Origin of the sequence: Nocardioides sp. InS609-2 (assembly GCF_023208195.1) — a bacterium.
Taxonomy (GTDB): Bacteria; Actinomycetota; Actinomycetes; order Propionibacteriales; family Nocardioidaceae; genus Nocardioides.
On the sequence record NZ_CP060034.1, the window covers coordinates 2321872 to 2347296 of the forward strand.

The window sequence follows — 25425 nt, forward strand, 5'->3', positions numbered from 1 at the left end:
GTCGAGGCCCGGTCGCGTCCCATCCAGTAGTCGACCATCGGACCAACGGACGGACGGGTCTCGATACGCCGCTCGTTCCTCGCGGCTACCCGACCAACGAATGGGAGCGGCTCAGTAGGACTTCGGCAGCCCCAGCGAGTGCATGGCCACGAAGTTCAGGATCATCTCGCGGCTCACCGGCGCGATCCGGCCCGCGCGGGTGGCGACCAGCAGGCCGGCCATGCCGTACTCCTGCGTGATGCCGTTGCCGCCGTGCGCCTGCACCGCACGGTCGGCGGCGTCGCAGGCGGCCTCGGCGGCGGCGTACTTCGCCATGTTGGCCGCCTCGCCCGCCGCCATGTCGTCGCCGGCGTCGTACAGCGCGGCCGCCTTCTGCGTCATCAGCCGGGCCAGCTCGATCTCGATGTGCGACTGCGCGAGCGGGTGCGCGATGGCCTGGTGGGAGCCGATCGGCACCTGGAAGACCACGCGCTCCTTGGCGTACGCCGCGGCCCGGTCGAGCGCGAAGCGCGCCAGGCCGGTCGAGAAGGACGCCGCCATGATCCGTTCGGGGTTGAGCCCGGCGAAGAGCTGAACGAGCCCGGCGTTCTCGTCACCGACGAGAGAGTCGGCGGGCAGCCGGACGTCGTCGAGGAACACCTGGAACTGCAGCTCCGGCGACACGATCTCCATCGGGATCGATCTCGCCTCGAAACCCTCGGCGTCGGTCGGCACCACGAACAGGCACGGCTTGAGCTTGCCCGTCTTGGCGTCCTCGGTGCGGGCCACGACGAGCACGTTGTCGGCCTCGTCGACACCGGAGATGTAGATCTTCCGGCCCGACAGCAGCCACTCGTCGCCGTCGCGGCGCGCGGTGGTGGTGATGTTGTGGGTGTTGGTGCCGGCGTCGGGCTCGGTGATCGCGAACGCCATCGTGCCGGTGCCGTCGGCGATGCCCGGCAGCCACTTCTGCTTCTGCCCAGTCGACCCGTAGCGGGTGATGATCGTGCCGCAGATCGCCGGGCTGACGACCATCAGCAGCAGCGGGCAGCCCTGCGCAGCCAGCTCCTCGCACACCGCGGCCACGTCGCCGATGCCACCACCGCCGCCGCCGTACTCCTCGGGGATGTTGATGCCGAGGTAGCCGTTGCGCGCGATCTCCATCCACAGCTCGGTCGTCTTCTCGCCGGCGCGGGCCTTCTCGGTGAACCACTCGCGGCCGTACTTGCCGGCCAGCTTGGCGACCTGCTTGCGCAGCTCGCGGCGCTCGTCGGACTCGGTGAACGTGCTCATGGGTTCTCCATTTCGTCGGTCGAGCCTGTCGAGACCACAGCCAGTACGTCGCCCGCGGCGACCTGGGATCCCTGCTGGACGTTGACTTCGGTGACCGTGCCTTCGGTCGGCGCGCTCACGGTGTGCTGCATCTTCATGGCTTCGAGCACGAGTACGACGTCGCCCGCGGCCACGCTCGCCCCCCGCTCGACCGCCACCTTCACGACGGTGCCCGGCATCGGCGCGAGCAGTGACCCGCTCGCGATCGCGTCGGCCGGGTCGGTGAATCTCGGCACCCGGATGAGCCGCACGTGCCCGCCGGGCGAGTCCACATCAACGGCCAGACCGCTGACCGCCACGTCGTACGTCGTGGCGACACCGTCGGCCTCGAGCGTCACCGACGTGGTGCTCGCCGCCACCACCGAGAACCCGTCGACGGTGTAGCCACGGCCGCCGAGCCACTCGACGACGAGGTCACCCTCGAACTCGGTGCGCTGCGGCTGCGACACGACGCTGCGCCAGGCCACCGGGATGCCGCGCTGGACCGCCCTGGCCTCTCCGGCCAGTTCGGCGAGCGCGACCGTCGCAGCCACGGCCGCCCCCGGGTCGCGCGCGGGAGGGACGATCGGGCACTCGTCGAGGAACGCCGTGCTGATCTGTTCGTCGATGAACTCCGGTGACGTGAGGATCTGCACGAGCTGGTCGCGGTTGGTGACCAGGCCGTGGATGCGGGCCCGCCGCAGCACTCCGGCCAGCTTCCGCGTCGCCGTACGCCGGTCGGGCGCGTGCGCGATCACCTTGGCCAGCATCGCGTCGTAGTGGGTGGACACCTCCGACCCGGACTCGAAGCCCGTGTCGACCCGGATGCCGTCGCCCCCGGGGATCTCGAAGGTCGTCAGCACGCCGCTCTGCGGCTGGTAGCCGGCGGCCGGGTCCTCGGCGTACAGCCTGACCTCGATGGCGTGGCCGTCGGTTTCGCCTAAGACACGTGGGTCGAACGCCCGGTCTTCAGCCACAGCGATCTGGAGATCGACCAGGTCGACGCCGTGCACCAGCTCGGTGACCGGGTGCTCGACCTGCAGGCGGGTGTTCATCTCGAGGAAGAAGAAGCGGTCGGTCGCGGCGTCGTACAGGAACTCGACGGTGCCGGCGCCGCGGTAGTCGATCGCCGCAGCAGCAGCTCGCGCCGCTTCGTGGAGCGCTGCCCGGGTGGGCTCGGGCAGGCTGGGCGCAGGCGCCTCCTCGACGACCTTCTGGTGGCGCCGCTGGATCGAGCAGTCCCGCTCGCCCAGGACCAGGACGCCGTCGCGGTGCCCGAGGACCTGCACCTCGACGTGGCGCCCGCGCTCGACGTAGGTCTCGACGAAGACGGTGCCGTCGCCGAACGCGGAGGCAGCCTCGTCGGATGCCCTCGCGATCTCGCCAGGCAGGTCCGCCAGCGCCCGCACGATCCGCATGCCGCGACCACCTCCACCCGCGGAGGCCTTCACGATCAGCGGCAGGTCGGCCTCGGTGGCGGTGTCGACCGCGTGGTTGGTGAGGACCGGCACACCCGCTGCGTCCATGAGCTTCTTCGACTCGATCTTCGAACCCATCTGCTCGATCGCGTCGGGGTGGGGCCCTATCCACGTCAGCCCGGCGTCGATCACGGCGCGCGCGAAGTCGGCGTTCTCGGACAGGAAGCCGTAGCCCGGGTGGATCGCGTCGGCCCCACTTCTGCGCGCGGCGTCGAGCACCAGGTCGATGCGCAGGTAGGTGTCGGCAGGGGCGTTGCCGGGCAGTTGCGCGGCGTGGTCGGCCTCGCGCACGTACGGCAACGCCGCATCGGCGTCGGAGTGCACGGCCACGGTCTCGATGCCGAGACGGCGACAGGTGCGGAAGACGCGGCTGGCGATCTCGGCGCGGTTGGCGACGAGGAGGCGGGTGATCATGTCCGGAACACCCCGAATCGGTCGGTGCCGGCGTACGGCATGGTGTCGATCACCGACAGGCAGATGCCCAGCACGGTGCGGGTGTCCCGCGGATCGATCACGCCGTCGTCGTACAACATCCCGGAGAGGAAGAGCGGCAGGCTCTGTTCCTCGATGCTCTGCTCGATGAAGACGCGCATGCCGGCGTCGGCCTCCTCGTCGTACGCCGGCCCCCCCTGCAGCTGTATGGCCTCCGCGGCCGCGCGCGCGACCAGTGACAGCACGCCCGCGAGCTGCGCCGGACCCATCACCGCCGATTTCGCGCTCGGCCAGGTGAAGAGGAAGCGCGGGTCGTAGGCGCGGCCGTTCATGCCGTAGTTGCCGGCGCCGTACGACGCACCCATGATCACGCTGAGGTGCGGCACCCGGCTGTTGGAGACGGCATTGATCATCTGGGCGCCGTGCTTGATGATGCCGCCCTGCTCGTACTCCTTGCCGACCATGTAGCCGGTCGTGTTGTGCAGAAAGAGGAGCGGCACGTCGATCTGGTTGGCGAGCTGGATGAACTGCGTCGCCTTCTGGGCCTCCTCGCTGAACAGCACGCCCTGGGCGTTGGCGAGGATGCCGATCTGATGCCCGTGCAGCTTCGCCCAGCCGGTGACCAGCGAGGCGCCGTACAGCGGCTTGAACTCGTCGAGGACCACGCCGTTGGCGGGGCCGACGCCATCGCAGATCCGGGCGATCACCTCGCGGGGGTCGAACGGTTCCTTGAGGTCGACGGGGATGAGGTCGAGGAGGCCGTCGGGGTCGGCGTCCGGCTCGGAGAACTCGGCGGTCGAGACCACCGCCTTGCGCCAGTTCAGCCGCGCGATGATCCGCCGGCCGATCCGGATCGCGTCGCGCTCGTCCTGTGCCAGATAGTCAGCGAGACCAGAAATGCGAGCGTGCATCTCGGCGCCACCGAGCGACTCGTCGTCGGACTCCTCGCCGGTCGCCATCTTCACCAGCGGCGGGCCACCGAGGAAGACCTTGGCCTGCTCCTTGACCATCACCGTGTAGTCGCTCATACCCGGCACGTACGCCCCGCCGGCGGTGGAGTTGCCGAAGACCAGCGCGACGGTCGGCACCTTCGCGGCGCTGGACCGGGTGAGGTCGCGGAAGACCTTGCCGCCGGGGATGAAGATCTCCCTCTGCGTGGGCAGATCGGCGCCGCCGGACTCGACGAGCGAGATGGTGGGCAGTCCGTTCTCGGCGGCGATCTGCGCGGCCCGGAAGCCCTTCTTGACCGTCCACGGGTTGCTCGCGCCACCCTTCACCGTCGGGTCGTTGGCGGTGATCATGCACTCCACGCCCTCGACCACGCCGATGCCGGTGACCAGGCTCGCGCCGACGGCGAAGTCGGAGCCCCACCCGGCCAGCGGCGAGAGCTCGAGGAACGCCGAACCCTCGTCGACGAGCAGCTCGATCCGCTCGCGGGGCAGCAGCTTGCCGCGGGCGTGGTGGCGGGCGACGTACTTGTCACCGCCACCGGCCACCGCCTTCGCGTGCTCGGTGTCGAGATCGGCGAGCTTGGTGAGCATCGCCTGCCTGTTGGCGGTCATGAGGCGTACCCCAACAGCCTCGCGGCCAGGTCGGTCAGCACCTCGGTCGCACCTCCTCCGATCGGCAGGATGCGGGCGTCGCGGTAGTGCCGCTCGACCTCGGTCCCATGCATGTATCCCGCCCCGCCGTGCAGCTGCACGGCTTCGTTGCAGACGTACGTCGCGGCGTCGCACGCGGTCTGCTTGGCCAGGCACGCCTCGGCTACGACGTCCTCGCCGGCGTCGTGCCGCGCGGCGATCGACCGGGCGTAGGAGCGCGCCACCTCGACCTGCCGGTGCATCTCGACGAGCGTGTGGCGCACCACCTGCCGCGCGATGAGCGGCTTGCCGAACGTCTCGCGGTCCCGGCAGTACGCCGCGGTGAGCTCGAGTGAGCGAGCGGCAATGCCGTAGGCGTGCACGGCCAGAGCGATGCGCTCGACCACGAACTGCTGGGCGATCTGCGCGAACCCGGTGTCCGGCGCACCGACCACGTTGGCGACCGGCACCCGCACGTCGACGTACGACAGCTCGGCGGTGTCGCTGCAGTGCCAGCCCATCTTGGCCAGGCCGCGGTCGACGGTGAAGCCGGGCGTGCCCTTCTCGACGACGAGCAGGCTGAGGCCGGCGTGTCCCGGGCCGCCAGTGCGCACGGCGGTGGTGACGAAGTCGGCGCGGACGCCGGAGGTGATGAAGGTCTTGGCGCCGTTGACGACGTACAGATCACCGTCGAGGACCGCGCTGGTCCGGATCGACGCGACGTCGGATCCGCCGCCCGGCTCGGTGACCGCCAGCGCCCCGATCTTCTCGCCGGCGAGTGTCGGCCGGACGAACCGGTCGACAAGGTCGGCGTTGCCCGACGCTGCGATATGCGGCAGCGCGATGCCGCTGGTGAAGAGCGCCGCCATCAGCCCGCTGGACGCACCGGCCTCGAAGAAGGCCTCCTGCATCGCGACGCTGTCGGCCAGCGTGCCGCCCTGGCCGCCGACCTCCTCGGGAAAGGCGAGGCCGAGCAGGCCCTGGCGTGCGGCCGCCAGGTGGAGGGCGCGCGGCACCTCGCCGGCGTCCTCCCACTCTTGGAGGTGCGGGGTGATCTCGCGGCGGACGAACTCGGCGGCACTGTCACGCAAAGCCCTGGTCTCGGACGCTGGTTTCGACGCGCCCGTCGCGACCTCGTCCCTCGGCCGCGGGGCTTGCTCTACCTGCCCTCGCGACGCAGCTCGCTCGTTCCTCGCGATCTCTTGCTCGGTCACGCCAATCCCTCCTCGACCTGCACCAACCGCGACCGCACCCACTCGCCCAGCCCCTTGGCCTGCGGGTCGAAGCGGGTCGACGCGGCGACGCCGGCACCCAGCAGCCCGCGGATCACCACGTTGACGGCGCCGAGGTTGGGCAGGTTGTAGACGTCGATCTCGAGGTCGGCCGCTTCTGGGATCAGCTCGCGCACCTTCTGCGGGGTGATCAGCTTGGTCAGCCACGTCACGCGGCGGTCGTACAGCGAACTTGTCGGCCCTTCCCTGAACTTGTCGGGCCGTGCACGCCCCGTCATGTTCAGGGATCCCCGGTCGACCGGGGATTCATGAGCAACCCACAGCCCCAGATTGGCGTCGCCGCCCTTGTCACCCGACCGAGCGTGCACGAACGTGCCGAGCGGCAGCCGGCGAGTACGCGTGTCGGTGGGCGCGGGGTACGGCGACGGTCGGCGACCCCGGCCCGGGTCGTCGGTGCCGAAGTCGGTCGCATCGGCGACCACCTCGCGGGTGCCGTCGGCGTGCACGACCGTGTGCTCGACCCGGCCGCGGTCGACGTACTCGGCGCGATAGATGCCGTACGGCGTGGGCTGGGCGGGCGGGGCCGTCATCGTGAAGCCGGGGTACGACGCCAGCGCGATCTCGACGGTGGCGGCAGTGAACGCCCGGCCGACCGGCCCGGGCTTCGGGTCCTGGACCGTGCACCGCAGCACGACCGACGCGGCTTCCTCGGTGTCTGCGTCGGCGGCCGGCGCGGACGGCGTCGTCCAGGCCACCGTGTCGCAGGTGAGGACCGGCCCGAGCTGCTCGCGCACCCAGGCAGCCTTGGCGTCGATGTCCAGTCCGGTCAGCACGAACTCGGCCTGGTTGCGATAGCCGCCGAGCTCGTTGACGCAGACCTTCAGCCGCGACGGCGGGGCGGAGCCGCGCACGCCGCTGATCGCGACGCGGTCGGCGCCCTCCTGCGCGAGCTCGACGGTGTCGAGGTGAGTCGTCACGTCGGGCCCGAGGTAGTGCGTCGACTGGATCTCGTAGACCAGCTGCGCCGTCACGGTGTCGACGGTCACCGCGCCGCCGGTGCCGTCGTGCTTGGTGATCACGCTCGAGCCGTCGGCCGCGATCTCGGCGAGCGGGAAGCCCAGCGGGCGAGTGCGATTCAGCTTGAGGAAGCCGGAGAAGTTGCCGCCGGTGGCCTGCGCGCCGCACTCGAGGACGTGCCCGGCGACGACGGCGCCGGCCAGCTCGTCGTACGACGTGCGGGTCCAGCCGAAGTGCGCGACCGCCGGTCCGACGACCAGAGAGGCGTCGGTGACGCGACCGGTGACGACGATGTCGGCGCCCGCGGTGAGGGCGGAGGCGATGCCGAAGCCGCCCAGGTAGGCGTTCGCGGTCAGCGCGTTGGCGAATCCGATGGCTCGCACGTCGTCGCCTTCGACATGGGAGATCGCCGGGTCGAGCCCGAGCCCGCGGGCGACCTCGCCCAGCTTGTCGGCGAGGCCGGCCGGGTTGAGGCCGCCGGCGTTGGCGACGAGGCGCACTCCGCTCTCCAGCGCGAGCCCGAGACAGTCCTCGACCTGCCGCACGAACGTGCGCGCGTAGCCGAGAGAGGGGTCCTTGAGCTGGTCCTTGCCGAGGATCAGCATGGTCAGCTCGGCCAGGTAGTCACCGGTGACCACGTCCAGCTGCCCGCCTTCGATCATCTCGCGCATGGCGCCCAGCCGGTCGCCGTAGAAGCCCGAGCAGTTCCCGATCCGCAGCGTCATCGCGTCGCCCGACCCTCACCAGGTTGCCCGGCGAAGCACTGCGCGATCCCGAGCCACGCCTCGGCGTCGGCTCCGCTGGCCACCAGGTCGGTGTCGTCGCGGTGGATGCGCTGGGTGGCGAGCAGGCAGAGGTCGTACGCCGAGCCGGTCACAGTTTGCGCGGCGTCCTCCGGCCCGTAGCTCCACACGTCCTCCGACGGCGAGACCAGGTCGATCCGGAACTCCTCGGCCGGAGCGTCGAGGCCGTTGGTGACGAACGAGAAGTTGCGGGTGCGTACGGCGAGGTGGGCGACGTGGCGGATCCGGTCGGTGATCTCAGGCTCGACGCCGAGCGCCTCGTGCACGTCGAGCGAGTGCGCCCAGGTCTCCATGAAGCGCGCGGTCGCCATCGAGGCGGCCGACATCGGCGGTCCGAACCACGGGATCTTCTGGCCGTCGGGCTGGGCCCGCAGCGCCTCGACCAGGTCACCCCGCGCGGCGCGCCAGCGCAGCAGCAGCTCGCCGGGCTCGACCAGGGTGCCGGCCAGCGCCTCGGCGTCGATGTAGCCGCCGGGGTCCGCGATCGCCTCCGTGACGACCTCGTCCCACGCAGCCTTGTCGGTGGCGGCGGCCACCGCCACCTCGTCGGTCCAGGCCAGGTGCGAGATCTGCGCGGCGATGTCCCAGCCGGCAGCCGTAGTGGGCGTGCGCCAACCGTCGGCGTCGAGCGCGGCGACGACGGTGTCCAGCCGCTGCCCCTCGATGGCGAGGTCGGCGATCACGCCGTCGAGGACTGACTTCACAGGGTCTCCTTGAGGGCGGCATCGAGGGTGACCGCCCACTGGTCGAGGATGCGCCCGCGGCGCCGGGTGTCGTCGGTGATCGTGGTGGCCAGCCCGAGGCCGCGCACCAGGTCGAGGGTGGCCTGCACGAGCTCGCGCACGCCCGGCTTCGACTCGTCGGCACCGAGGGCCAGCACGGTCAGCCGGTGCGCCTCGCGGCCGACGCGCTGCTCGAGCGGCGCGACCGCGGCGAGCAGCTGCTCGTCGGTGCGGGCCGCGACCCACAGCTCCAACGCGGCGGTGAAGACCGGCGACGTGAAGTGGTCGGCGAGCACCCGCAGGACCTGACGAGTACGCCGCGGCCCGGCCGGCACGCTTGTCAGCGCGGCCTCCAGCTCGGCGCCGCGCAGGGCGGTGATGTGCTCGACCGCGGCGAGGACCAGGTCGTTCTTCGTCGGGAAGTGGTGGAGTTGGGCACCCCGGGAGACACCCGCGCGCTCGCTGACCAGCGTGGTCGACGTACTGCTGAAGCCGTGGTCGACCAGGCACTCCACCGTCGCCTCGAGCAGCCGCGCCCGCATGGCGCGGGTGCGTTCCTCCTGCGGCACGCGGGTGGTCGTCACCCGGCCATCGTGCTGGTCGATGAACAAACAGTCAAGCCTGACTTTTTATTCGACACATCGCTCGATCCAGCCGCAGCGCGAACCCGGCCAGCACCGCGCCGACGGCTGCACCGATCGTGTTGCACCACCAGTCGTTGGTGTCGCAGGAGCGGCCGATGGCGGGCACCACGGCCTGGAGCGCCTCCAGGCCGGCCGACAGTGCGCTCCCGGCTGCCAGCACCAGCAGCGGGCGTCGGGTCGCGACCCCGGCGAGCAGCACCGGGGCGACGAGCAGCACGACGTTGGCCATCAGCTCGACCCGGCCCGGCGTCGGCAGTGACCACTGCACCGTGCAACGCGCATACAGCTCGCGGTCGACCGGCACCAGGGTCAGCAGCGCCACCGGCAGCAACGCGACCCCCGTCAGCCACCACGCGAGCCGCGGGCGCGCGACCAACCACCAGCCCACGACCGGTCCGAGGACCACCAAGACCGCCAGCGCCGTCGGTGATGCCCACGGGTGCTCGAGCAGCAGGTCTGTGATCACCCGCTCACTTTGCCAGCAGGCGCAGGGTCTCCTCGCGAGCCGGCGAGATGTCGGCAGCCGTGCCGGCCAGCGCGCCCGCGACCGGATGCACCATGACCTCGTCGACGCCGTACTCCCCTGCCAGCTCGGCGATCCGACTGCGTGCCGAGTCGGCGTTTCCGATCACCCAGCGCGCAGCCATCGCACGCAGCAGGCCGGCGTGCTCGGCCGGCACCTCGACCGCCTCTGCCTCCTCGACGAGGCGCTGGGCCGTCAGCGGCTGACCCGTGCGCAGCGCCAGCATCGACAGCAGCTGCGGCAGCGCCGCGCGCTCGGCCTCCTCGTGCGTGGCGGCGGCCGCGACGTTGACCGTCAGGAAGGTCTGCGGCTCCGGGTGCGCCGCACTCGACTTGTACGACGACCGGTACAGCTCGAGCGCCTCGGCAGTGCCCTGCCCGGCGAAGTGGTGCGCGAACACGTACGGCAGCCCCTTCTCGGCGGCGAGCCGAGCGGAGTAGTCGGACGAACCGAGCAGCCACACCGGCGGCACTGAGGCGGCTCGCGGAGTCGCCCGCATCGGGTGCACCCGGCCGGCGACCGACATCGATGCCCCCTCCGCGCTCATCAGCGACATCACGTCGGCGACGTACTGCGGGAAGAGGTTGACCGGGTCGTCGCCCCCGGCGCCCTGGCCCTGAGTTCCGTGACGCAGTGCGTAGCGGGTGAGCTGGTCGGTGCCGGGCGCGCGGCCGATGCCGAGGTCGATGCGGCCCGGGTGCGCGGCCTCCAGCAGCGCGAACTGCTCGGCCACCACCAGCGGCGCGTGGTTGGGCAGCATCACGCCGCCTGACCCGACGCGGATGCGCGACGTCGCCGCGGCCACCATGGCGATCAGCAGCGGCGGGTTGGTCGCTGCGACGGCAGGCATGTTGTGATGCTCGGCCAGCCAGTAGCGCCGGTAGCCGAGGTCGTCGGCCACCTGCGCGAGCGACCGTGTCGCGGCCAGCGCGTCACCCGTGGTCTGGTCGCTGCGGACGGGCACGAGGTCGAGGACGGACAGGGCAGGCAGGTCATGGCTCACCCCTGGTCAACACGATCGACCCACCGGATTCATCCCGATTGGTTTCGACACCTTGGCACGGGGGGATGACCCGTCGCCTACGGTGTGACGCGCCACTGAACGCCCACGAGGGAGAGACATGTCCAACTACGGCAACCCGCCGCAGGACCCATACGGCCAGCAGCCCGCATCGGCTGACCCGTACGGCCAACAGCCGGGCCTCGGCCAGCCCGCGTATGGCACTCCAAGCAACTACGCCTCGTGGGGAAAACGAGTTGGCGCCTTGCTCGTCGACGGCCTCCTGGGCGCACTTGCCGCACTCCCCTTGATCATCGGCTACGTCATGCTGATCGTCAGCCTCGACCCTGTGACGGACCCGGAGACCGGGGTCGTGACGACCAACGGAGACCCGAGCGGGCTTGCCGTTGTACTCATACTTCTCGGCTTGCTCGTCAGCGTTTCGTTCGCGATCTGGAACCTGCTCATCAAGCAGGGCCGCACCGGCTACTCCATCGGGAAGGGCCTCTTGGGTATCAAGCTGATCCGGGAGGAGACCGGCCAGCCTGTCGGCGTCGGCCTGGCCTTCGTCAGGGCTATCGCACACTTCCTCGACTCCCTGCCCTGCGGAATCGGGTACCTGTGGCCACTGTGGGACGCAAAGCGTCAAACCTTCGCCGACAAGGTGATGGGCACCGTGGTGATCGACCAGCCCAAGAGCTGACCCACGCGCGAAGATCCCCGCAGGGGCGCCGCAGCAACACGCTGCGGCGCCCTTCGCGCGTCGGTACGGTGAACCGCCAACGAACACATCTACGAGGGGAAACACATGTCTGACTACGGCAACCCACCACCACAGGATCCTTACGGCCAGCAGCCCGGCTATGGCGGCGCAAGCGGGCCGCCGCCCCAGACACCGGGTTCGTACGGACCCTCCCGTACGGCGGTAGCCCGTCCCCGGACACGTCCTCGAAGGGGTTCTTCGGGTCCCTCTTCGACTTCGGGTTCAACCACTTCGTGACCCCGATGATCGTCAAGTTCGTCTACGTTCTGGCACTCCTCGGCCTCGTTCTCGGCTGGCTCGTCTTCCTCGTCAGCGGCTTCGCGAACAGCGTCGGGGCAGGTCTCGTAGTGCTGATCCTGGGCCCCCTCGCGATACTTCTCTACCTCTGCTTCATCCGGATGACGCTCGAGTTCTACCTCTCGGTCACCCGCCTCAGTGAAGAGGTCCATCACAAGCTCAACTCGTAGCAGCGGGCTCACCCGGAACAACACGAGCGGGGGCGGCGCGGCGGTCAGCCGTGGCGCTCCCGCGGCGCCTGCACGCATTGCGAAGAACCGTGGACGGCCGAACTGTTTCGCGCTTAGTCTCTGGCCATGTCCGTTCCGAACGACCCTTGGCCGCCGCCGAACCAGGGTCCGTACGGACATCCCGGGCATGGCCACGCCCCATCGTCAGTTCCAGCCCCCTTCGGAGCACATCCGGGCGCCATTGCGCCGTTCGGCGTGCACCCGATGACGGGCATCCCGTACTCCGACAAGTCAAAGGTCACAGCGGGATTGCTGCAGATGTTGCTGCCATTCGTCTTCGTCTGCGGCGTCGGTCGTCTCTATTCGGGCCACGTCGGGATCGGTCTGACGCAGCTCCTGCTGTACTTGTTCGGCTGGATCTTGGCGCTGGTCGTGATTGGTTGGCTGGTTGTCCCGGCCGTCTGGCTCTGGTCGGTGATCGACGGGATCGTCATGCTGACGGGAGACCCGGTGGACGGTCACGGCCGACCACTCCGCTCATAGCTGCCCCGACAGACGGCCATGGGGGAGCGCAGAAGGGCTCCCCCGAGGCTGACACACTGGCCCGCATGACGAGGACGATCCTGATCACCGGCGCCTCCTCGGGGCTCGGCGCCGAGATGGCCCGCCAGTTCGCCACCCTCGGTTACGACCTGGCGCTGTGCGCGCGTCGTACCGAGAAGCTCGACGCGGTCAGGAGCGACATCCTCGCGGCCCACCCCGACCGCCGGGTCGAGATCCGCGCGCTCGACGTCAACGACGACGACCAGGTCTTCGAGGTGTTCCGCGCGTTCCGAGCGGACTTCGGGCACATCGACCGGATCGTCATCAACGCCGGCATCGGCAAGGGCGCACCGCTCGGCACCGGCAACTTCAAGGCCAACCGCGAGACCGCGATGACCAACTTCGTCGCCGCGCTCGCGCAGTGCGAGGCCGCGATGGAGATCTTCCGCGCGCAGAACGCCGGCCACCTCGTGATGGTGTCGTCGATGTCGGCGATGCGCGGGCTGCCCAAGACGATGACGACGTACGGCGCCACGAAGGCCGCCGTCGCGCACCTCGCCGAGGGGCTTCGGGCCGAGATGTACGGCAAGCCGATCAAGGTCACCGTGCTGTACCCCGGCTACATCGCCTCCGAGATGAACGACGGCGTCGCGGCCGCCGGGAACAAGATGATGGTCTCCACCGAGAAAGGCGTGCGTGCGATGGTCTCCGCCATCGAGAAGGAGAAGGAGTCCGCGTGCGTGCCGCCACTGCCGTGGGCGCCGCTGTCGGTGGTGATGAAGTACGCGCCGATGCCTCTGTTCAAGCGGCTGATCTGACTCGTTGAGTTGCGCCCGCGTACCCGTTCAGTTGCGCCTGAGTGCGCGTCGCACAAGACGGAGGCGCAACTCGACGGAGACGGAGGCGCAACTCAACGGTAGGTGAGCAGATCTCCCGCGAGGTGACTGTGCTCGTTGAACGTCAGCAACCTGGCGCCGCTGCCCCCGACGACGACCCGGGTCACCCCGGTGTTGACGTACGTCGTGTTGAAGGGCGCCCAGAGCCGCGAGCGCCCGACGGGGTCGGCCGATGGGTCCACCAGACCCGCACAGGCGGCGGCGATCGGGCCGCCCGAGCTCACCACCACGACCGTCGACCCCTTCCCGGCCGCCGCGGCCGCCACCACCAGGGAGGCGTCGACCCGGCCCACGAAGCCGCCCCAGGACTCGGCGTACTCGTCGTCGTGGGCGCCGCTGGTCCAGCGAGCGGTGGCGCCCTCGAAGACGCGCTGGAAGCCGCGCCGGTCGAGCTCACCCGCAGGTAGGTCGGGGTAGGCGGCGACGACGGCGAGGTGGTCGAACTCGTCCCATCCGGGGTCGATGGTGGGCTCCACCTCGCTCGACAGCCCGGTCAGCATGGCCTCCACCGTCTCCCGGTGCCGCCGCATGCCGCCGGCGATCACGGCATCGGGCGTGACGCCGTGCTCGCGCAGCCATCGACCGAGCACCCGTGACTGCTCCCAGCCGGTCTCGGAGAGCACGTCGTAGTCGGCGGCGCCGAACGACGCCTGGCCGTGCCGCACCAGCAGGAGCAGACCCATCAGCCGATCAGCCCGCGGCAGCGCCGCTCCAGGAACCCGACGGCCGGGCCGAAGCGGGCGTACGTCTCATTGGTGGTCTGGCCGTGGAAGTAGCGGTACCAGATCTGCTGCGCGATCACGGCGAGCCGGAACAGCCCGAAGACCTCGTAGAACCGCCACTGGTCCGGCGTGACCGAGAAGCCCATGTGCTCGCAGTAGCGCGTCACGATCTGGTCGCGCGTCCACATGCCCGGCGCATTCGACGGCTGGCGGCGGAACTGGCGGAAGAACTCGTCGTCGTCGTCCTGCACCCAGTAGCCCATCGCGCCGCCGAGGTCCATGAGCGGGTCGCCGACGGTGGCCATCTCCCAATCGAGCACACCGACGATGCGCGACATGTCGTCACCGTCGAGCACCAGGTTGTCGAGCCGGAAGTCGTTGTGGATCAGGCAGTTCGCGACATCAGCGGGCTGGTGTTCGTCCAGCCAGCCGGTGATGTCGGACCAGTCACCCATGTCGTCGGTGCGGGCGTTGGCGAGCCGGGTCGTCCAGCCGCCGACCTGCCGCGCGACGTACCCCTCGCCCTTGCTCATGGCGGCCAGCTCGGGCACGGACGCGACGTCGACCGAGTGCAGGTCGACGAGCACGTCGAACGCGTTGCTGCAGAGCGTCGCGGTCGCCTCGGCGGTCATACCGGGCGGCAGCTCGCGCCGCGGGATGACACCGGCGACGGCCTCCATCACGTAGAACGGGGTGCCGATCACCGACTCGTCGTCGCACGACGCGACCATCGCCGGGACCAGCGGGAAGACGGGCGCGAGGGCCGACTGGATGCGGTGCTCGCGGCCCATGTCGTGGGCGCCCTTCGCCTTCACGCCCGGGGGTGGCCGGCGCAGGATCACGTCGCGCGTGCGGTAGCAGAGCCGGTAGGTCAGGTTGGACGCACCGCCCTGGAACTGCTGCACCTCCGGAGTGCCCACCAGGTCGTCACGCACCTCCGGCGAAGCGTGTTCGCGCAGCCAGCTGGCCACCGCCTCCACGTCGAAGGCGTCCTCGTCGCGCACCGGCTTGGCCGGGTTGCCGTCAGTCACGGGCGCTCTCCTCCAGCTTGCGGGCCTGCGCGCGCATCGTCGCGTCGTACGCCGGTCGGTCGGTCGTCTTGAGCTTGTACGCCGCCCGCGCGGCGTCGTCGGGAAGGATCAGCTCGTCGCCACGCTCGATGCCTTCGATCACCGCCCGGGCGATGTCGTCGGGGCCCCACGGGGAGTCCTTCACGAGCCGGCCGATCACCTGACCGACCATGCGGTCGCTGCCTTGCATGTGGTCGACGAGACCGGTGCGGAAGTACGACGGGCACACCACGCTGGCGCGCACGCCGAACCCGGCCAGCTCATGGCCGGTCGTCTCGGTGAGCGCGACGACGGCGGCCTTGGTGGCGTTGTAGGAGCCCATGCCCGCCGGGTGGACGAGCCCGGCGAGCGAGGCGATGTTGACGATGTGGCCGCTGCCTTGCGCCTTGAACACCGGCACGAACGCCTTGGTGCCGCGCACCGCGCCCATCAGGTTGATGTCGACGAGGCGCTGCCACTCCTCGATGGTGTCGTGGTCGAGGCGTCCGCCGCCCGCGATGCCGGCGTTGTTGACCAGGATGTCGAGGCCACCCCAGGTCTGCTCGACGTGGTCGCGGGCTGCCGCCCAGTCGGCCTCGGAGGTGACGTCGAGGGTCAGCTCGGCACCGTTCAGGTCCGTCCCCACTACGTCGTCGCCGCGGGCCTCGAAGGCGTCGACGAGCGAGCGGCCGAGGCCGCCGGCCGCACCGGTGATCAGCACGCGCGCCATCAGGAGTGTTTCCCGATCTCGAGGCGGGCGACCATGCCCTGGTGCACCTCGTCGGGGCCGTCGGCCAGCCGCAGGGCCCGGGCGTTGACGTAGGCCATCGCCAGCGGGAAGTCGTCGGACATGCCGCCACCTCCGTGCAGCTGGATCGCCATGTCGATGACCTGCTGCGCCATCCGCGGCACCGCCACCTTGATCTGGCTGACCTCGCTGAGCGCGTTGAGCGGTCCGCCCTCGTCGAGCTTCCAGGCGGCGTGCAACACCAGCAGCCGGGCCTGGTCGATGGCGATCCGGGCATCGGCGATCCGCTCGCGGTTGCCGCCGAGGTCGAGGAGCGGCTTGCCGAACGCCGTACGTTCGAGGCCGCGCCTGATCGCCCGTTCGAGGGCCATCTCGGACAGCCCGATGAGCCGCATGCAGTGGTGCACCCGGCCCGGGCCGAGGCGGCCCTGGGCGATGCCGAATGCCTCACCGGGACCGGAGAGCACGTTGGTCATCGGCACGCGTACGTCGGTGAAACTGACCTCGCCGTGCCCGACCGGTTCGTCGTAGTAGCCCATGGTGTTGAGCAGCCGCTCGACCTTCACACCGGGGGTGTCGCGCGGCACCAGCACCATAGTGTGCCGGTGGTGGCGGTCGACGCTCTGTCCGTTGCCAGCCGGGTCGGTCAGCCCCATGAACACGAAGACCTGGCAATCGGGGTGACCCACCCCCGTCGACCACCACTTGCGTCCGTTGATGACCATCTCGTCGCCGTCGACGATGGCGGTGGCGGCCATGTTGGTCGCGTCGGACGAGGCGACGTCGGGCTCGGTCATGGTGAACGCACTGCGGATCCGGCCGTCCAGCAGGGGCTCGAGCCACTCGTCACGCTGGGCCTGGCTGCCGTAGCGCAGCAGCACCTCCATGTTGCCGGTGTCGGGTGCGTTGCAGTTGAAGACGGTGGGCGCGATCGCGGAGCGGCCCATCAGCTCGGCCAGCGGCGCGTAGTCGACGTTGCTCAGGCCCTCTCCCCCGTCGGTGCCGAACCGGGCGGCGTACTCGCCGGCGTGCTCCTTGGGCAGGAAGAGGTTCCACAGCCCCTGCGCGCGGGCCTTGGTCTTGAGCTCCTCGATGACGGGCAGCGGCTGCCACGGATCGCCCGTACGACGCCGCTCGGCCAGGTCGTGGTGGTAGCCGCTCTCGACCGGATCGATCTCGGCGGCCATGAAGGCCGCCACCCGTTCGCGGAGCTCGGCGGCGCGGGACGAGGGGGAGAAGTCCATGCCCGCGACCCTAGCCGCGGGGGTGACTCCGCGGCGGCGGGTCCGCTGCTGCCTGGACGGGTGTGACCATGGGATGAAGGCCTCCGGTGTCGCGGGTCGAAGGAGGCCCTCATCCCAGGTCGTGCGGACAGCGCTGACCGCACGCCCCCGCGTTTCAGCACGCCGGGTCAGCCGAGACCTCCGCGGATGGCACCGACGAGCTCACCATTGCTGGTGTCACCCGACAGCTCCCAGAAGAACGCTCCGCCGAGGCCCTGGCCCTTGGCATAGTCCATCTTGGCGCGGATCGTGGACGGGGTGTCGTAGCCCCACCATTCACCGTTGCAGAAGCCGTAGGCGGTCCCGGCGATCGTGGCGGTGGCCGGGCACCTGGTCTTGAGGACCTTGTAGTCCTCGATGCCGGTCTCGTAGGTGCCGGGGGCCGGTCCGGTGGCCGAGCCGCCAGGGGCGGCCTGGGTCACGCCGGTCCATCCCCGACCGTAGAAGCCGATGCCGGACAGCAGCTTGTTCGCCGGCACCCCAAGACTCTTCAGCTTCTGGATCGCGGTGTCGGAGTCGAAACCGGCCTGGGGCATGCCCGGGTAGGACCGCAGGGGAGAGTGCGGAGCCGTCGGTCCGTCCTTGTCCCAGGCACCGAAGTAGTCGTAGGTCATCGGCATGTACCAGTTGACGTACTGGGCGGCGCCACCGTAGTCCGCAGCATCGATCTTCCCGCCCGTCGTTCCGTCAGCGGTGATGGCCGCGGTGACGAGGTCGTTTCCGAACTCCGTCCGGAGCGCCCTCATCATGGTCGGGAAGGAGCTGCGACCACTCGTGTCGCAGGTCAGGCCGCAAGCATTCGGGTACTCCCAGTCGATGTCGATGCCGTCGAACACATCAGCCCAACGGGGGTCCTCGACGAGGTCGTGGCACGACTTGGCGAAGGCAGCCGCGTTCCGCGACGCCTCACCGAAGCCGCCGGACCAGGTCCAGCCGCCGAACGACCAGATCACCTTGATGTTCGGGTGCATCGCCTTGAGCTTCCGGAGCTGGTTGAAGTTCCCGCGCAACGGCTGGTTCCACGTGTCGGCGACGCCATCCACGCTGTTGGCTGCGGTGAACGCCTTGTCGTAGTCGGCATAGGCGTCGCCGATCGTGCACTTGCCGCCCTGGACGTTGCCGAACGCGTAGAGGATGTGTGTCATCTTCGCCGCCGACCCGGAGGTCTCGATGTCCTTGACGTTGTAGTTGCGGCCGTAGGTGCCCCAGTTCGTGAAGTATCCGACCACCTTGGAACTCCCGGTGCCCGGAGTCGGCGTCGGAGTCGGTGTCGGTGTGGGTGTCGGTGTGGGTGTCGGAGTCGGAGTCGGTGTCGGTGTGGGTGTCGGAGTCGGTGTCGGGGTGCCGGCACCGCAGGCACCGCTGTCCGCCCACACATCGGACGAACCGGGCGTATCGCCTTGGGTCCACCACTTCGCGGAGTACTTGCGCCCGTTGTACGCCGCCGCATCTCCGCCGACGTAGACCTTGCTCGGGCTCCAGGCGGCCGGGCAGGTGCCGCTTGCGGGCGGCGTGGGCGTCGGAGTGTCGGCACCGCAGACACCCTGGTCCGCCCAGACGTCAGCCGAACCAGGCGTATCGCCCTGGGTCCACCACTTCGCGGAATATTGGCGCCCGTTGTACGCCGCCACGTCTCCGCTGACGTAGACCTTGCTCGCACTCCAGGCAGCCGGGCAGGCGGCAGCTGATGCAGCTGATGCGGTGGATGCGGTGGATGCGGTGGATGCGGTGGATGCGGTGGATGCGAACAGCACCGGGATGAGCATTGCTGCCATGACAACGGCCAGTGCCGCCACGTGTAGTCGCTTCATGCGCTCCTTCTTCCAATCAGTCCGTGAAGACGCGGGGCGTCCTCCAGGCGCAGATTGCCTGCGCGCGAGGCGCCTCCCGATAGGCGCTGTGACCGTTGTCACATTTGTTAGTTCACCGCACTAACAAATTACTGTCAAGAGTTTCGCCCCGATCCACCGCTACCCAGCTCGGGCGAAGGCGTCGCGACAGACGGCTGCAGTCCTGCCCGCCCGGGAGGGACAGAGGCGTGAGCGGCCGACGTCGGGCAGCGACGACTCACTGAAGACCACGCGACGAGGTCGACTTCGAGACCTCAGGCTGCGACGGTCAGCACGACCCGGGCCCGCTCCGGGGCATCCAGCCACCGGCGCCGCGCGCGCAGCAGCCGGAAGGTCGACCACGCCAGGAACGGGACGGCCACCAGCACCGAGACGCGCCAGTCGGGCACCAGGGCGAGCGCCGAGAAGACGAGGCCCGTGAGCGTCGTACTGATGGCGAGACGGGTCGAGTAGCCCACCATCACCAGGGGTGGCGCGGGGGTGGCCCGGGCGGAGCGCATGTCGACCGAGAACGGGCGGCGCCCTGCCCAACCCATCGCCACGGCGACGACCTGCGCGATCACCGCGACGAGCGTGCACGCGATGGCGGTGGCCTCGGCGGTGGTGGGCGTGCCGGCCCGCAGGGAAGCGAGTACGACGGTCACGACAGCACCGAGCAGCAGCCACTCGGCCAGCACCCAGCTTCGGGCGGAGAACACCGCGGACGGCTCTACCGGGAGGCTCTCGCGCCACAGGGCGCCGCGGCCGTCGAGACACCACGCGTTGACGCCGAACAGGAGGGCGCCACCGCTGGCCACGAGGCCGGGGAGCACGGTGATCTGGGTCCAGTCGAGACCGCCAGCCATCGCGATCGCGCCGGGACCGATCGCCAGCACGATCAGGCCGCGGCGCATCGGCACCGATCGCCAGATCGAGCCGCGGTCGATGCGCACCAGCATCGGGATGTCACCGCGCAGTGAGGGCCGCGACGGGTACACGCCCGTCTCGATCCGCAGCTCGTCACGAGGCACCCGCTTCGACGCCGCATGCGCGGGCACGATGCCGACGAGGACGGCACCGACGATCAGCAGGACCTCGACCAGCAAGGCGACCGGCCAGGTCCACGTCCACCCTTCCATCATGCGGACGGAGGTGACGACGAGGTGCTTGGTGGGCATGGCGTCGAAGAAGTCGGTGAGCCGGCCGCTGAGCTGCAGCCACACGGCGCCGACGAGGGCGGCCGTCGTGATGCCTCGCACGATCCAGGCTCCGTGCGGCCCGCGGCGTACGGCCTCGGAGGTCCAGGCCACCACTTGCGCCAGGGCGGTCGCGGCGATGATCCAGAGCAGGATCGCGGGCAGCAGGTACGGCAGCCCGCCAGGTCCCAACGCGTAGGCGCCCGCGCCGAGCAACGTCCAGGCCTGCAGGATCCAGGCGATGTTGAGGGGCGCCATGACCAGCGCGCCGAGGTGGTCGGTGGTCGGGCTGACCGGGAAGGCCACCGCGTGGTCGCGCGCAAGCAGCTCGCGGCCGCCACCCGACGCGACGGCCGACACGATGGCCAGAGAGAGGAAGCCGGCGAGCATGGAGGGCAGAACGAGGAGCACGCCGAACGCCTTATCGTCGCCCCCCCCTCCCGGGACCCACGCCGGCGTCAGCGCCGCAGCGGCGCTCAGCCCGAGGAGGACGGCCAGGAACCGGCCGGCAGCGCCCGGTCGTCGTACCGTCCGGGCTCGGAAGCGGACCAGCTCGCGCGTCTCGGAGACGGCACGGCGCAGCTCGGCGGGCTCAGTCCAGGAGTGCGCGGTAGGCATCGGCCCCGGCCTCCCCCGAGAGGTCCCCGGCCCCGAGCTCGGCGACGAGAGCGCCGCCGCGCAGCACGATGGCGGTCTCGCAGGCCTGGACGGCGAGGTCGCGCAGGTGGGTGGACAGCAGCACGCACGCGCCGCGGGCCCGCGCGTCGGCGATGACCTCGAAGGTGGCCTCGACGCCGATCGGGTCGACGCCGTCGAAGGGCTCGTCGAGGAGGAGTACGTCGGGGCGGTGGAACGCCGCGAGGATCACCGACAACCGGCGACCCATCCCGTGGCTGAAGCCGGCAGTGACCCGGTGCGCGGCGTCGCCGAGCTCGAAGCGCTCGAGCAGCTCGCGCGCCTCGGCCTCCCAGTCGGGCATCCTGCGCAGCCGGGCGGACAGCTGGAGGTGCTCCCACGGCGTCGCGCGCGGCACGAGCCCGCCGACGTCGGGGCAGTAGCCGATGAGCCGCTTCACGGTCAGCGTCTCGGTGCGTACGTCGTGGCCCAGCACGAGCGCCTGACCTGCAGTCGGCGGCACCACGCCGGCGAGCACGCGCATGGTGGTCGACTTCCCCGCACCGTTGCGCCCCAGGAGCGCGGTCGCCCGCCCGGCGCGGGCGTGCAGGTCGACTCCGGACACGGCCTCCACCTCGCCGAAGCGCACGTGGAGGTCGCGTACGTCGACGGCGAAGTCAGTCACCGGGCAAGTGTGCATGGTGGTGGGGGTGCGTGGCTGGTGAATGAGCGGACGAGCCGACGAGCCGACGAGCCGACGAGCCGACGAGGCTAGATTCAGCGGATGCATCCCCGGTTGGTCCAGGCGCGCGAGCTGCAGTCCTGGATGGTGACGCACCGGCGACAGCTCCATGCCGAACCCGAGGTCGGCCTGGAGCTCCCCGACACCACCGCGTACGTCGTACAGGTGCTCCAAGAGTGCGGCTACCAGCCCGAGGTCCACCCCGGCGCCGGTGTGACCGCGCAGATTCCGGGACGAGACAGATCACGCACACCCACGGTGCTACGCGCGGACATGGACGCTCTCCCGGTCGACGAGCAGACCGGCCCGAGGTTCGCGGAGTTCGCCTCCCAGCGCCAGGGAGCGATGCATGCGTGCGGACACGACCTGCACATGGCCATGCTGCTGGGCGCGGCGAGGGCCTACGCCGACCAGCCACCAGCGGGCGACGTGGTGCTCGTGTTCCAGCCGGGTGAGGAGACCGACCGGGGAGCCGTGCCCACGCTGGCGCGGCACCAGAGCCTCCAGCTCGAGGCTGCCTCCGCGTTCGCCCTCCATGTCCACGCGACCTGGCCTCCGCACTCGATCAGCTACACACGCGGCACCTTCATGGGGTACGGCGACTGGTTCCGCATCGACTTCCGGGGGCCGGGCGGACACGCCAGCCAGCCCCATCTGGCCGGGAACCCGATCGAAGCCGGTGCCCGCTTCGTGCTGGCCGCACGAGCCCTCGTCGAGACGCTGTCCGCTTCCGAGCACCTGGTGGCCACGGTCACCGAGTCCTTCATGGGCAACACCGTCAACGTCATCCCCGGGGAGGGCAGGCTGCGCGGCACCATCCGCACCCTGAGCGCGGCACAACGGGCTGCCCTGATCAACGGGTTGCGCGACGCCGCCGCGCGCGCCGCGAAGGACACTGACACCGAGGCCTCGTTCGAGCTGATGGAGGGCTACCCGGCGGTCGTCAACGACGGGTCATACGTCGACCAGATGCTCACAACCCTCACGGCCACCGAGCTGGGCACGGGCCTGACCGAGATGACCCAGCCGTCGATGGTCATCGAGGACTTCGCGTACTTCCTCCAACGCTGGCCCGGAGCCATGGTCTACCTCGGCGCGAACATCGAGGGACATACCGCGTTCAACCACGCCGGCGACGCCGTCTTCGACGAGAGTGTGCTGGCCACCGGAGCAGCCCTGCACCTGATGGCCGGAGACGGCTTCTGAGCCGTCCCGCACGCGTCCTGGAAGTTCAGCCGCGGAAGGCTGGAGGCACCTGTGCGCCTGGCATCGTGGTGCTGACCGCGGCAGCCTCGTTCGCCCGGCGTACGCCAGCTGCCAGGGAGTCGCCCTCGGCGAGCCGGTAGGCCAGGACGCCGCAGAAGACATCCCCGGCACCACTGGTGTCGATGGCGTCGACGGGTACGGCGGGAACCGAGCTGTACTCGCCCTGATCGCGGATCAGCACGCCTTCCGACCCGAGTGTCACCACCAACGCACCGGCGAAGTCCAGTGCCTCCACGCAGTCCTGGACCTCGGCCGGCGTGGAAGGCGTCGGGCGCCCCGCGAGCCGGCCCAGCTCGCCGCGGTTGGGAACGAGGATGTCGACCATCGGCAGCAGGCCGGCAAGCCTGGCCAGGCCCTCCGGGTCGTCCGGCATGGGTGCGGGGTTGAGGAGAAACAACCCGCCCCGCGCCGAACCCGACGCGCGCGATGCGGCCACCAGGCAGGACACGGGGACCTCCAGCTGTCCGAGAGTGACCGCGGGCGCGAGGCCGACGAACGCAGCCTCGACGTCGGCATCTCGCAGGCCGGCATTGGCACCGGCGTCGACCACGATGAGGTTCTCCCCGTCATCACCGATGAGCAGGATCGCTGCACCCGTCGCCGACTCGTCGGCAACCGCGACACGAGACACGTCGATTCCTCGTGAGTCCAGGGACTTCAACGCCGCCCTGCCGGCGTCGTCGCCCCCGACCGCCCCGACGAAGGCCACGCGGGCGCCCAGCGCGGCCGCCGCAGCCGCCTGGTTTGCACCCTTGCCGCCCGGCGAGCGGGTCCGACCGGTCGCCATCACGGTCTCCCCACCCACGGGCAGGGCCGGGACCCGCAAGGTGGTGTCCTCGTTGATCGAGCCGACTATGCAGATCAGCGGCGTCATCGAGCCTCCGCCAGCTCATCCAGGCTCGCCAGCACCAGATCCCAGTACCTGGGCGCGTCCAGCCGCATGGCCACCGAGACGTTGGGCGCCCGGTCGGGGTAGCGGTCGAACAGGTCGACCACCGTCGTGCCACGGGTCCAGGTGCCATCGAGCTCCACGGCGACGAACGCGTCGCGCCACTCGATGACGTCGGGGTCGATGAGCGCGGCGATCGTGCACGGATCGTGGACCGGCGGCGCGTCGAACTCCCAGATCCGCTCGTAGGAGCCCCCGAAGAACCCCATCCACGCGGCGCAGGTGCGACCCACCTCGTGGTCCATCGCCGACATCCGGGCCACGACCTCCCGCGTGGCCAGCGCCTGATGGGTGAGGTTGAGGCCGACCATCCGGACCTGCAGCCCCGATCGCAGGACGACGTCCAGGGCCTCCGGGTCGGCGTGGGTGTTGAACTCGGCCGTGGGCGTGTGGTTGCCACGTTCGGACGAGCCGCCCATGAAGATGACCTCGCCGATGTTGTCGGCGACCTCGCCGTGCTCCTGCAACAACCGGGCGACGTTGGTGATCGGTCCGATCGCGACGATCGTGACGGGAGCGTCCGACTCGCGGATCGTGCGAGCCAGGAGCTCGACGGCCGACTCCTCGACCGGCGGCCTCACCACCTCGGGCAGCTCGGGTCCGTCCAGGCCGCTGGCGCCATGCACGTAGTTGCCGAGATGGGCCGCGCCCAGGAGCGGCCCGGCCGCACCGACGGCCACGGGCACGTCGGCCCGGCGCGCCAGCGCCAGCACCTGCTGGGCGTTGCGGGTGGCGTCCTCCACAGCACAGTTGCCGAAGGTCGTCGTCACGGCGAGCAGCTCGATCTTGGGCGACCCGAGTGCGAGCAGGATCGCCACGGCGTCGTCATGGCCGGGATCACAGTCCAACACGATCCTGGTGGGGTTGGGCATCAGGCGTCCCCGCCCGTTCCCAGCCAGCGGAGCATGGCTCCGACAACAGCGGGGAAGCCTTCCCACGCCAGGAACGGCTCGGGGCACCAGTGCGGCCCGATGTCCGACGTCCACACCAGGGAGCGGCCGCTGCCGACCTTCATGGTGGCAATCAGGACGTCGTCCTCGACCGTGGCAACGACGTCGGCGCCTTCCTTTGCCTCGACGATGTTGTAGCCGAGCAGCTCCGGAGCGCCGCCGGGCCAGGCTTGTCCCACCGGGTGGTCGGCGTCGACCACGGCAGGTCGCGCGCCCTGCGGAACTTCGGCCCGGTCGTCGAAGTCGTGCATCGTGACGGGCAGGACGTCGGCGATCGGCGAGCGCGCGAAGTTGGCGCGGGCCTGGAAGCCCTGGAAGCTCAGGTAGCCCCCCGCCATCATCAGTCCGCCACCCGCCCGGGTCCACTCGGCCAGTGCCACCAGTGGATTGTCCGTCCGCTGGCCGCTCAGCCAGACCTCGGGCGGGAGTACGAAGCTGTTGGCCCCGATGTCGGAGAGGATCACCACGTCGTACGCCGACAACGCCTCGACCGTGCGTGGGAACCGCTGGGGAACGTCGTGGGCGTACAACTGCTCGATCTCGATCCCCTGCAACGCAGCCGCGGCGATGAAGGCGTCGGCCCCGGTGTGGAACGTGGTGCTGGAGAACTCGTCGAAACCCTTGTAGTGGGTGGCTTGAGAGATCCAGCTCTCTCCTGTGAGCAGGACGCGGACCATGGTCTATCT

The 25425-nt window shown here is 70.1% G+C and carries 23 protein-coding genes and 1 pseudogene; 5 read left to right on the forward strand and 19 right to left on the reverse strand.

Features of this window, described 5'->3' with window-relative positions; all coding sequences use genetic code 11:
• Positions 1 to 111: 111 nt before the first annotated feature.
• The 9 genes from H4Q84_RS12105 to H4Q84_RS12145 all read right to left on the reverse strand — a co-directional run bounded on the left by H4Q84_RS12105 (position 112) and on the right by H4Q84_RS12145 (position 10724).
• Complete coding sequence (locus tag H4Q84_RS12105) at positions 112 to 1272, reverse strand: acyl-CoA dehydrogenase family protein (RefSeq protein ID WP_248579351.1); 1161 nt, start codon at positions 1270 to 1272, stop codon at positions 112 to 114.
• Complete coding sequence (locus H4Q84_RS12110) at positions 1269 to 3182, reverse strand: biotin carboxylase N-terminal domain-containing protein (RefSeq protein ID WP_248579352.1); 1914 nt, start codon at positions 3180 to 3182, stop codon at positions 1269 to 1271. Before H4Q84_RS12110 ends, H4Q84_RS12105 begins: the two co-directional genes overlap by 4 nt.
• Positions 3179 to 4762 carry a carboxyl transferase domain-containing protein gene (locus H4Q84_RS12115; RefSeq protein WP_248579353.1) on the reverse strand — a complete coding sequence of 528 codons (1584 nt, stop codon included), beginning with the start codon at positions 4760 to 4762 and terminating at the stop codon, positions 3179 to 3181. Before H4Q84_RS12115 ends, H4Q84_RS12110 begins: the two co-directional genes overlap by 4 nt.
• Positions 4759 to 5871, reverse strand: a complete 1113-nt coding sequence (locus tag H4Q84_RS12120) for an acyl-CoA dehydrogenase family protein (protein WP_248579354.1) — start codon at positions 5869 to 5871, stop codon at positions 4759 to 4761. Before H4Q84_RS12120 ends, H4Q84_RS12115 begins: the two co-directional genes overlap by 4 nt.
• A 119-nt stretch (positions 5872 to 5990) precedes the next feature.
• Complete coding sequence (locus H4Q84_RS12125) at positions 5991 to 7754, reverse strand: acyclic terpene utilization AtuA family protein (protein ID WP_248579355.1); 1764 nt, start codon at positions 7752 to 7754, stop codon at positions 5991 to 5993.
• Entirely contained in the window at positions 7751 to 8536 is a 786-nt protein-coding gene (locus H4Q84_RS12130; RefSeq protein ID WP_248579356.1) for a TIGR03084 family metal-binding protein, read from the reverse strand. Before H4Q84_RS12130 ends, H4Q84_RS12125 begins: the two co-directional genes overlap by 4 nt.
• Positions 8533 to 9138: a TetR family transcriptional regulator gene (locus tag H4Q84_RS12135; RefSeq protein ID WP_248579357.1), complete on the reverse strand. Its 606-nt coding sequence runs from the start codon at positions 9136 to 9138 to the stop codon at positions 8533 to 8535. The genes H4Q84_RS12130 and H4Q84_RS12135 overlap by 4 nt, the downstream gene beginning before the upstream one ends.
• A gap of 31 nt (positions 9139 to 9169) precedes the next feature.
• On the reverse strand, positions 9170 to 9664 hold the full coding sequence (locus tag H4Q84_RS12140) for a VanZ family protein (protein ID WP_248579358.1): 495 nt from the start codon (positions 9662 to 9664) through the stop codon (positions 9170 to 9172).
• 4 nt (positions 9665 to 9668) lie between these two features.
• Positions 9669 to 10724, reverse strand: coding sequence for an LLM class flavin-dependent oxidoreductase (locus H4Q84_RS12145; RefSeq protein WP_248579359.1), 1056 nt, complete (start codon positions 10722 to 10724; stop codon positions 9669 to 9671).
• Between the two features lie 118 nt (positions 10725 to 10842).
• On the opposite strand from H4Q84_RS12145, the gene H4Q84_RS12150 reads away from it, so the two are divergent.
• The 4 genes and pseudogenes from H4Q84_RS12150 (at position 10843) to H4Q84_RS12165 (ending at position 13312) form a co-directional block, all read left to right on the forward strand.
• On the forward strand, positions 10843 to 11424 hold the full coding sequence (locus H4Q84_RS12150; RefSeq protein WP_248579360.1) for an RDD family protein: 582 nt from the start codon (positions 10843 to 10845) through the stop codon (positions 11422 to 11424).
• Between the two features lie 284 nt (positions 11425 to 11708).
• A pseudogene (locus tag H4Q84_RS12155) lies at positions 11709 to 11951 on the forward strand (DUF4282 domain-containing protein); the annotation flags it as partial.
• Between the two features lie 126 nt (positions 11952 to 12077).
• The gene (locus tag H4Q84_RS12160; protein ID WP_248579361.1) at positions 12078 to 12494 is read left to right on the forward strand and encodes a TM2 domain-containing protein; all 417 of its coding nucleotides are present in this window, start codon (positions 12078 to 12080) and stop codon (positions 12492 to 12494) included.
• A gap of 65 nt (positions 12495 to 12559) precedes the next feature.
• Positions 12560 to 13312 (forward strand): SDR family oxidoreductase, encoded by a 753-nt coding sequence (locus H4Q84_RS12165; RefSeq protein WP_248579362.1) that lies wholly within the window; start codon positions 12560 to 12562, stop codon positions 13310 to 13312.
• Between the two features lie 92 nt (positions 13313 to 13404).
• Here H4Q84_RS12165 and H4Q84_RS12170 read toward each other — a convergent pair whose 3' ends face one another.
• The 7 genes from H4Q84_RS12170 to H4Q84_RS12200 form a co-directional block, all read right to left on the reverse strand.
• A complete protein-coding gene (locus H4Q84_RS12170) occupies positions 13405 to 14073 on the reverse strand; it encodes a histidine phosphatase family protein (RefSeq protein WP_248579363.1) in 669 nt (222 codons plus the stop codon).
• Positions 14073 to 15143, reverse strand: a complete 1071-nt coding sequence (locus H4Q84_RS12175; protein ID WP_248579364.1) for a phosphotransferase family protein — start codon at positions 15141 to 15143, stop codon at positions 14073 to 14075. Before H4Q84_RS12175 ends, H4Q84_RS12170 begins: the two co-directional genes overlap by 1 nt.
• Complete coding sequence (locus tag H4Q84_RS12180) at positions 15136 to 15891, reverse strand: SDR family NAD(P)-dependent oxidoreductase (protein WP_248579365.1); 756 nt, start codon at positions 15889 to 15891, stop codon at positions 15136 to 15138. The genes H4Q84_RS12175 and H4Q84_RS12180 overlap by 8 nt, the downstream gene beginning before the upstream one ends.
• Positions 15891 to 17153 (reverse strand): acyl-CoA dehydrogenase family protein, encoded by a 1263-nt coding sequence (locus tag H4Q84_RS12185; RefSeq protein WP_248579366.1) that lies wholly within the window; start codon positions 17151 to 17153, stop codon positions 15891 to 15893. The genes H4Q84_RS12180 and H4Q84_RS12185 overlap by 1 nt, the downstream gene beginning before the upstream one ends.
• Positions 17154 to 17320: 167 nt before the next feature.
• Entirely contained in the window at positions 17321 to 19003 is a 1683-nt protein-coding gene (locus H4Q84_RS12190; protein ID WP_248579367.1) for a glycosyl hydrolase family 18 protein, read from the reverse strand.
• A gap of 293 nt (positions 19004 to 19296) precedes the next feature.
• On the reverse strand, positions 19297 to 20835 hold the full coding sequence (locus H4Q84_RS12195) for a hypothetical protein (RefSeq protein ID WP_248579368.1): 1539 nt from the start codon (positions 20833 to 20835) through the stop codon (positions 19297 to 19299).
• Positions 20810 to 21517 (reverse strand): ABC transporter ATP-binding protein, encoded by a 708-nt coding sequence (locus tag H4Q84_RS12200; RefSeq protein WP_248579369.1) that lies wholly within the window; start codon positions 21515 to 21517, stop codon positions 20810 to 20812. The genes H4Q84_RS12195 and H4Q84_RS12200 overlap by 26 nt, the downstream gene beginning before the upstream one ends.
• A 99-nt stretch (positions 21518 to 21616) precedes the next feature.
• Between H4Q84_RS12200 and H4Q84_RS12205 the strand changes: the two genes are divergently transcribed.
• On the forward strand, positions 21617 to 22780 hold the full coding sequence (locus H4Q84_RS12205; protein ID WP_248579370.1) for a M20 family metallopeptidase: 1164 nt from the start codon (positions 21617 to 21619) through the stop codon (positions 22778 to 22780).
• 25 nt (positions 22781 to 22805) lie between these two features.
• Here H4Q84_RS12205 and H4Q84_RS12210 read toward each other — a convergent pair whose 3' ends face one another.
• Genes H4Q84_RS12210 through H4Q84_RS12220 form a run of 3 tightly spaced genes read right to left on the reverse strand, consistent with a single transcriptional unit; the run spans position 22806 to position 25416 of the window.
• Positions 22806 to 23714, reverse strand: a complete 909-nt coding sequence (locus H4Q84_RS12210; protein ID WP_248579371.1) for a PfkB family carbohydrate kinase — start codon at positions 23712 to 23714, stop codon at positions 22806 to 22808.
• Positions 23711 to 24661, reverse strand: coding sequence for a nucleoside hydrolase (locus tag H4Q84_RS12215; RefSeq protein WP_248579372.1), 951 nt, complete (start codon positions 24659 to 24661; stop codon positions 23711 to 23713). Before H4Q84_RS12215 ends, H4Q84_RS12210 begins: the two co-directional genes overlap by 4 nt.
• The gene (locus tag H4Q84_RS12220; RefSeq protein ID WP_248579373.1) at positions 24661 to 25416 is read right to left on the reverse strand and encodes a glutamine amidotransferase; all 756 of its coding nucleotides are present in this window, start codon (positions 25414 to 25416) and stop codon (positions 24661 to 24663) included. Before H4Q84_RS12220 ends, H4Q84_RS12215 begins: the two co-directional genes overlap by 1 nt.
• Positions 25417 to 25425 lie beyond the last annotated feature (9 nt).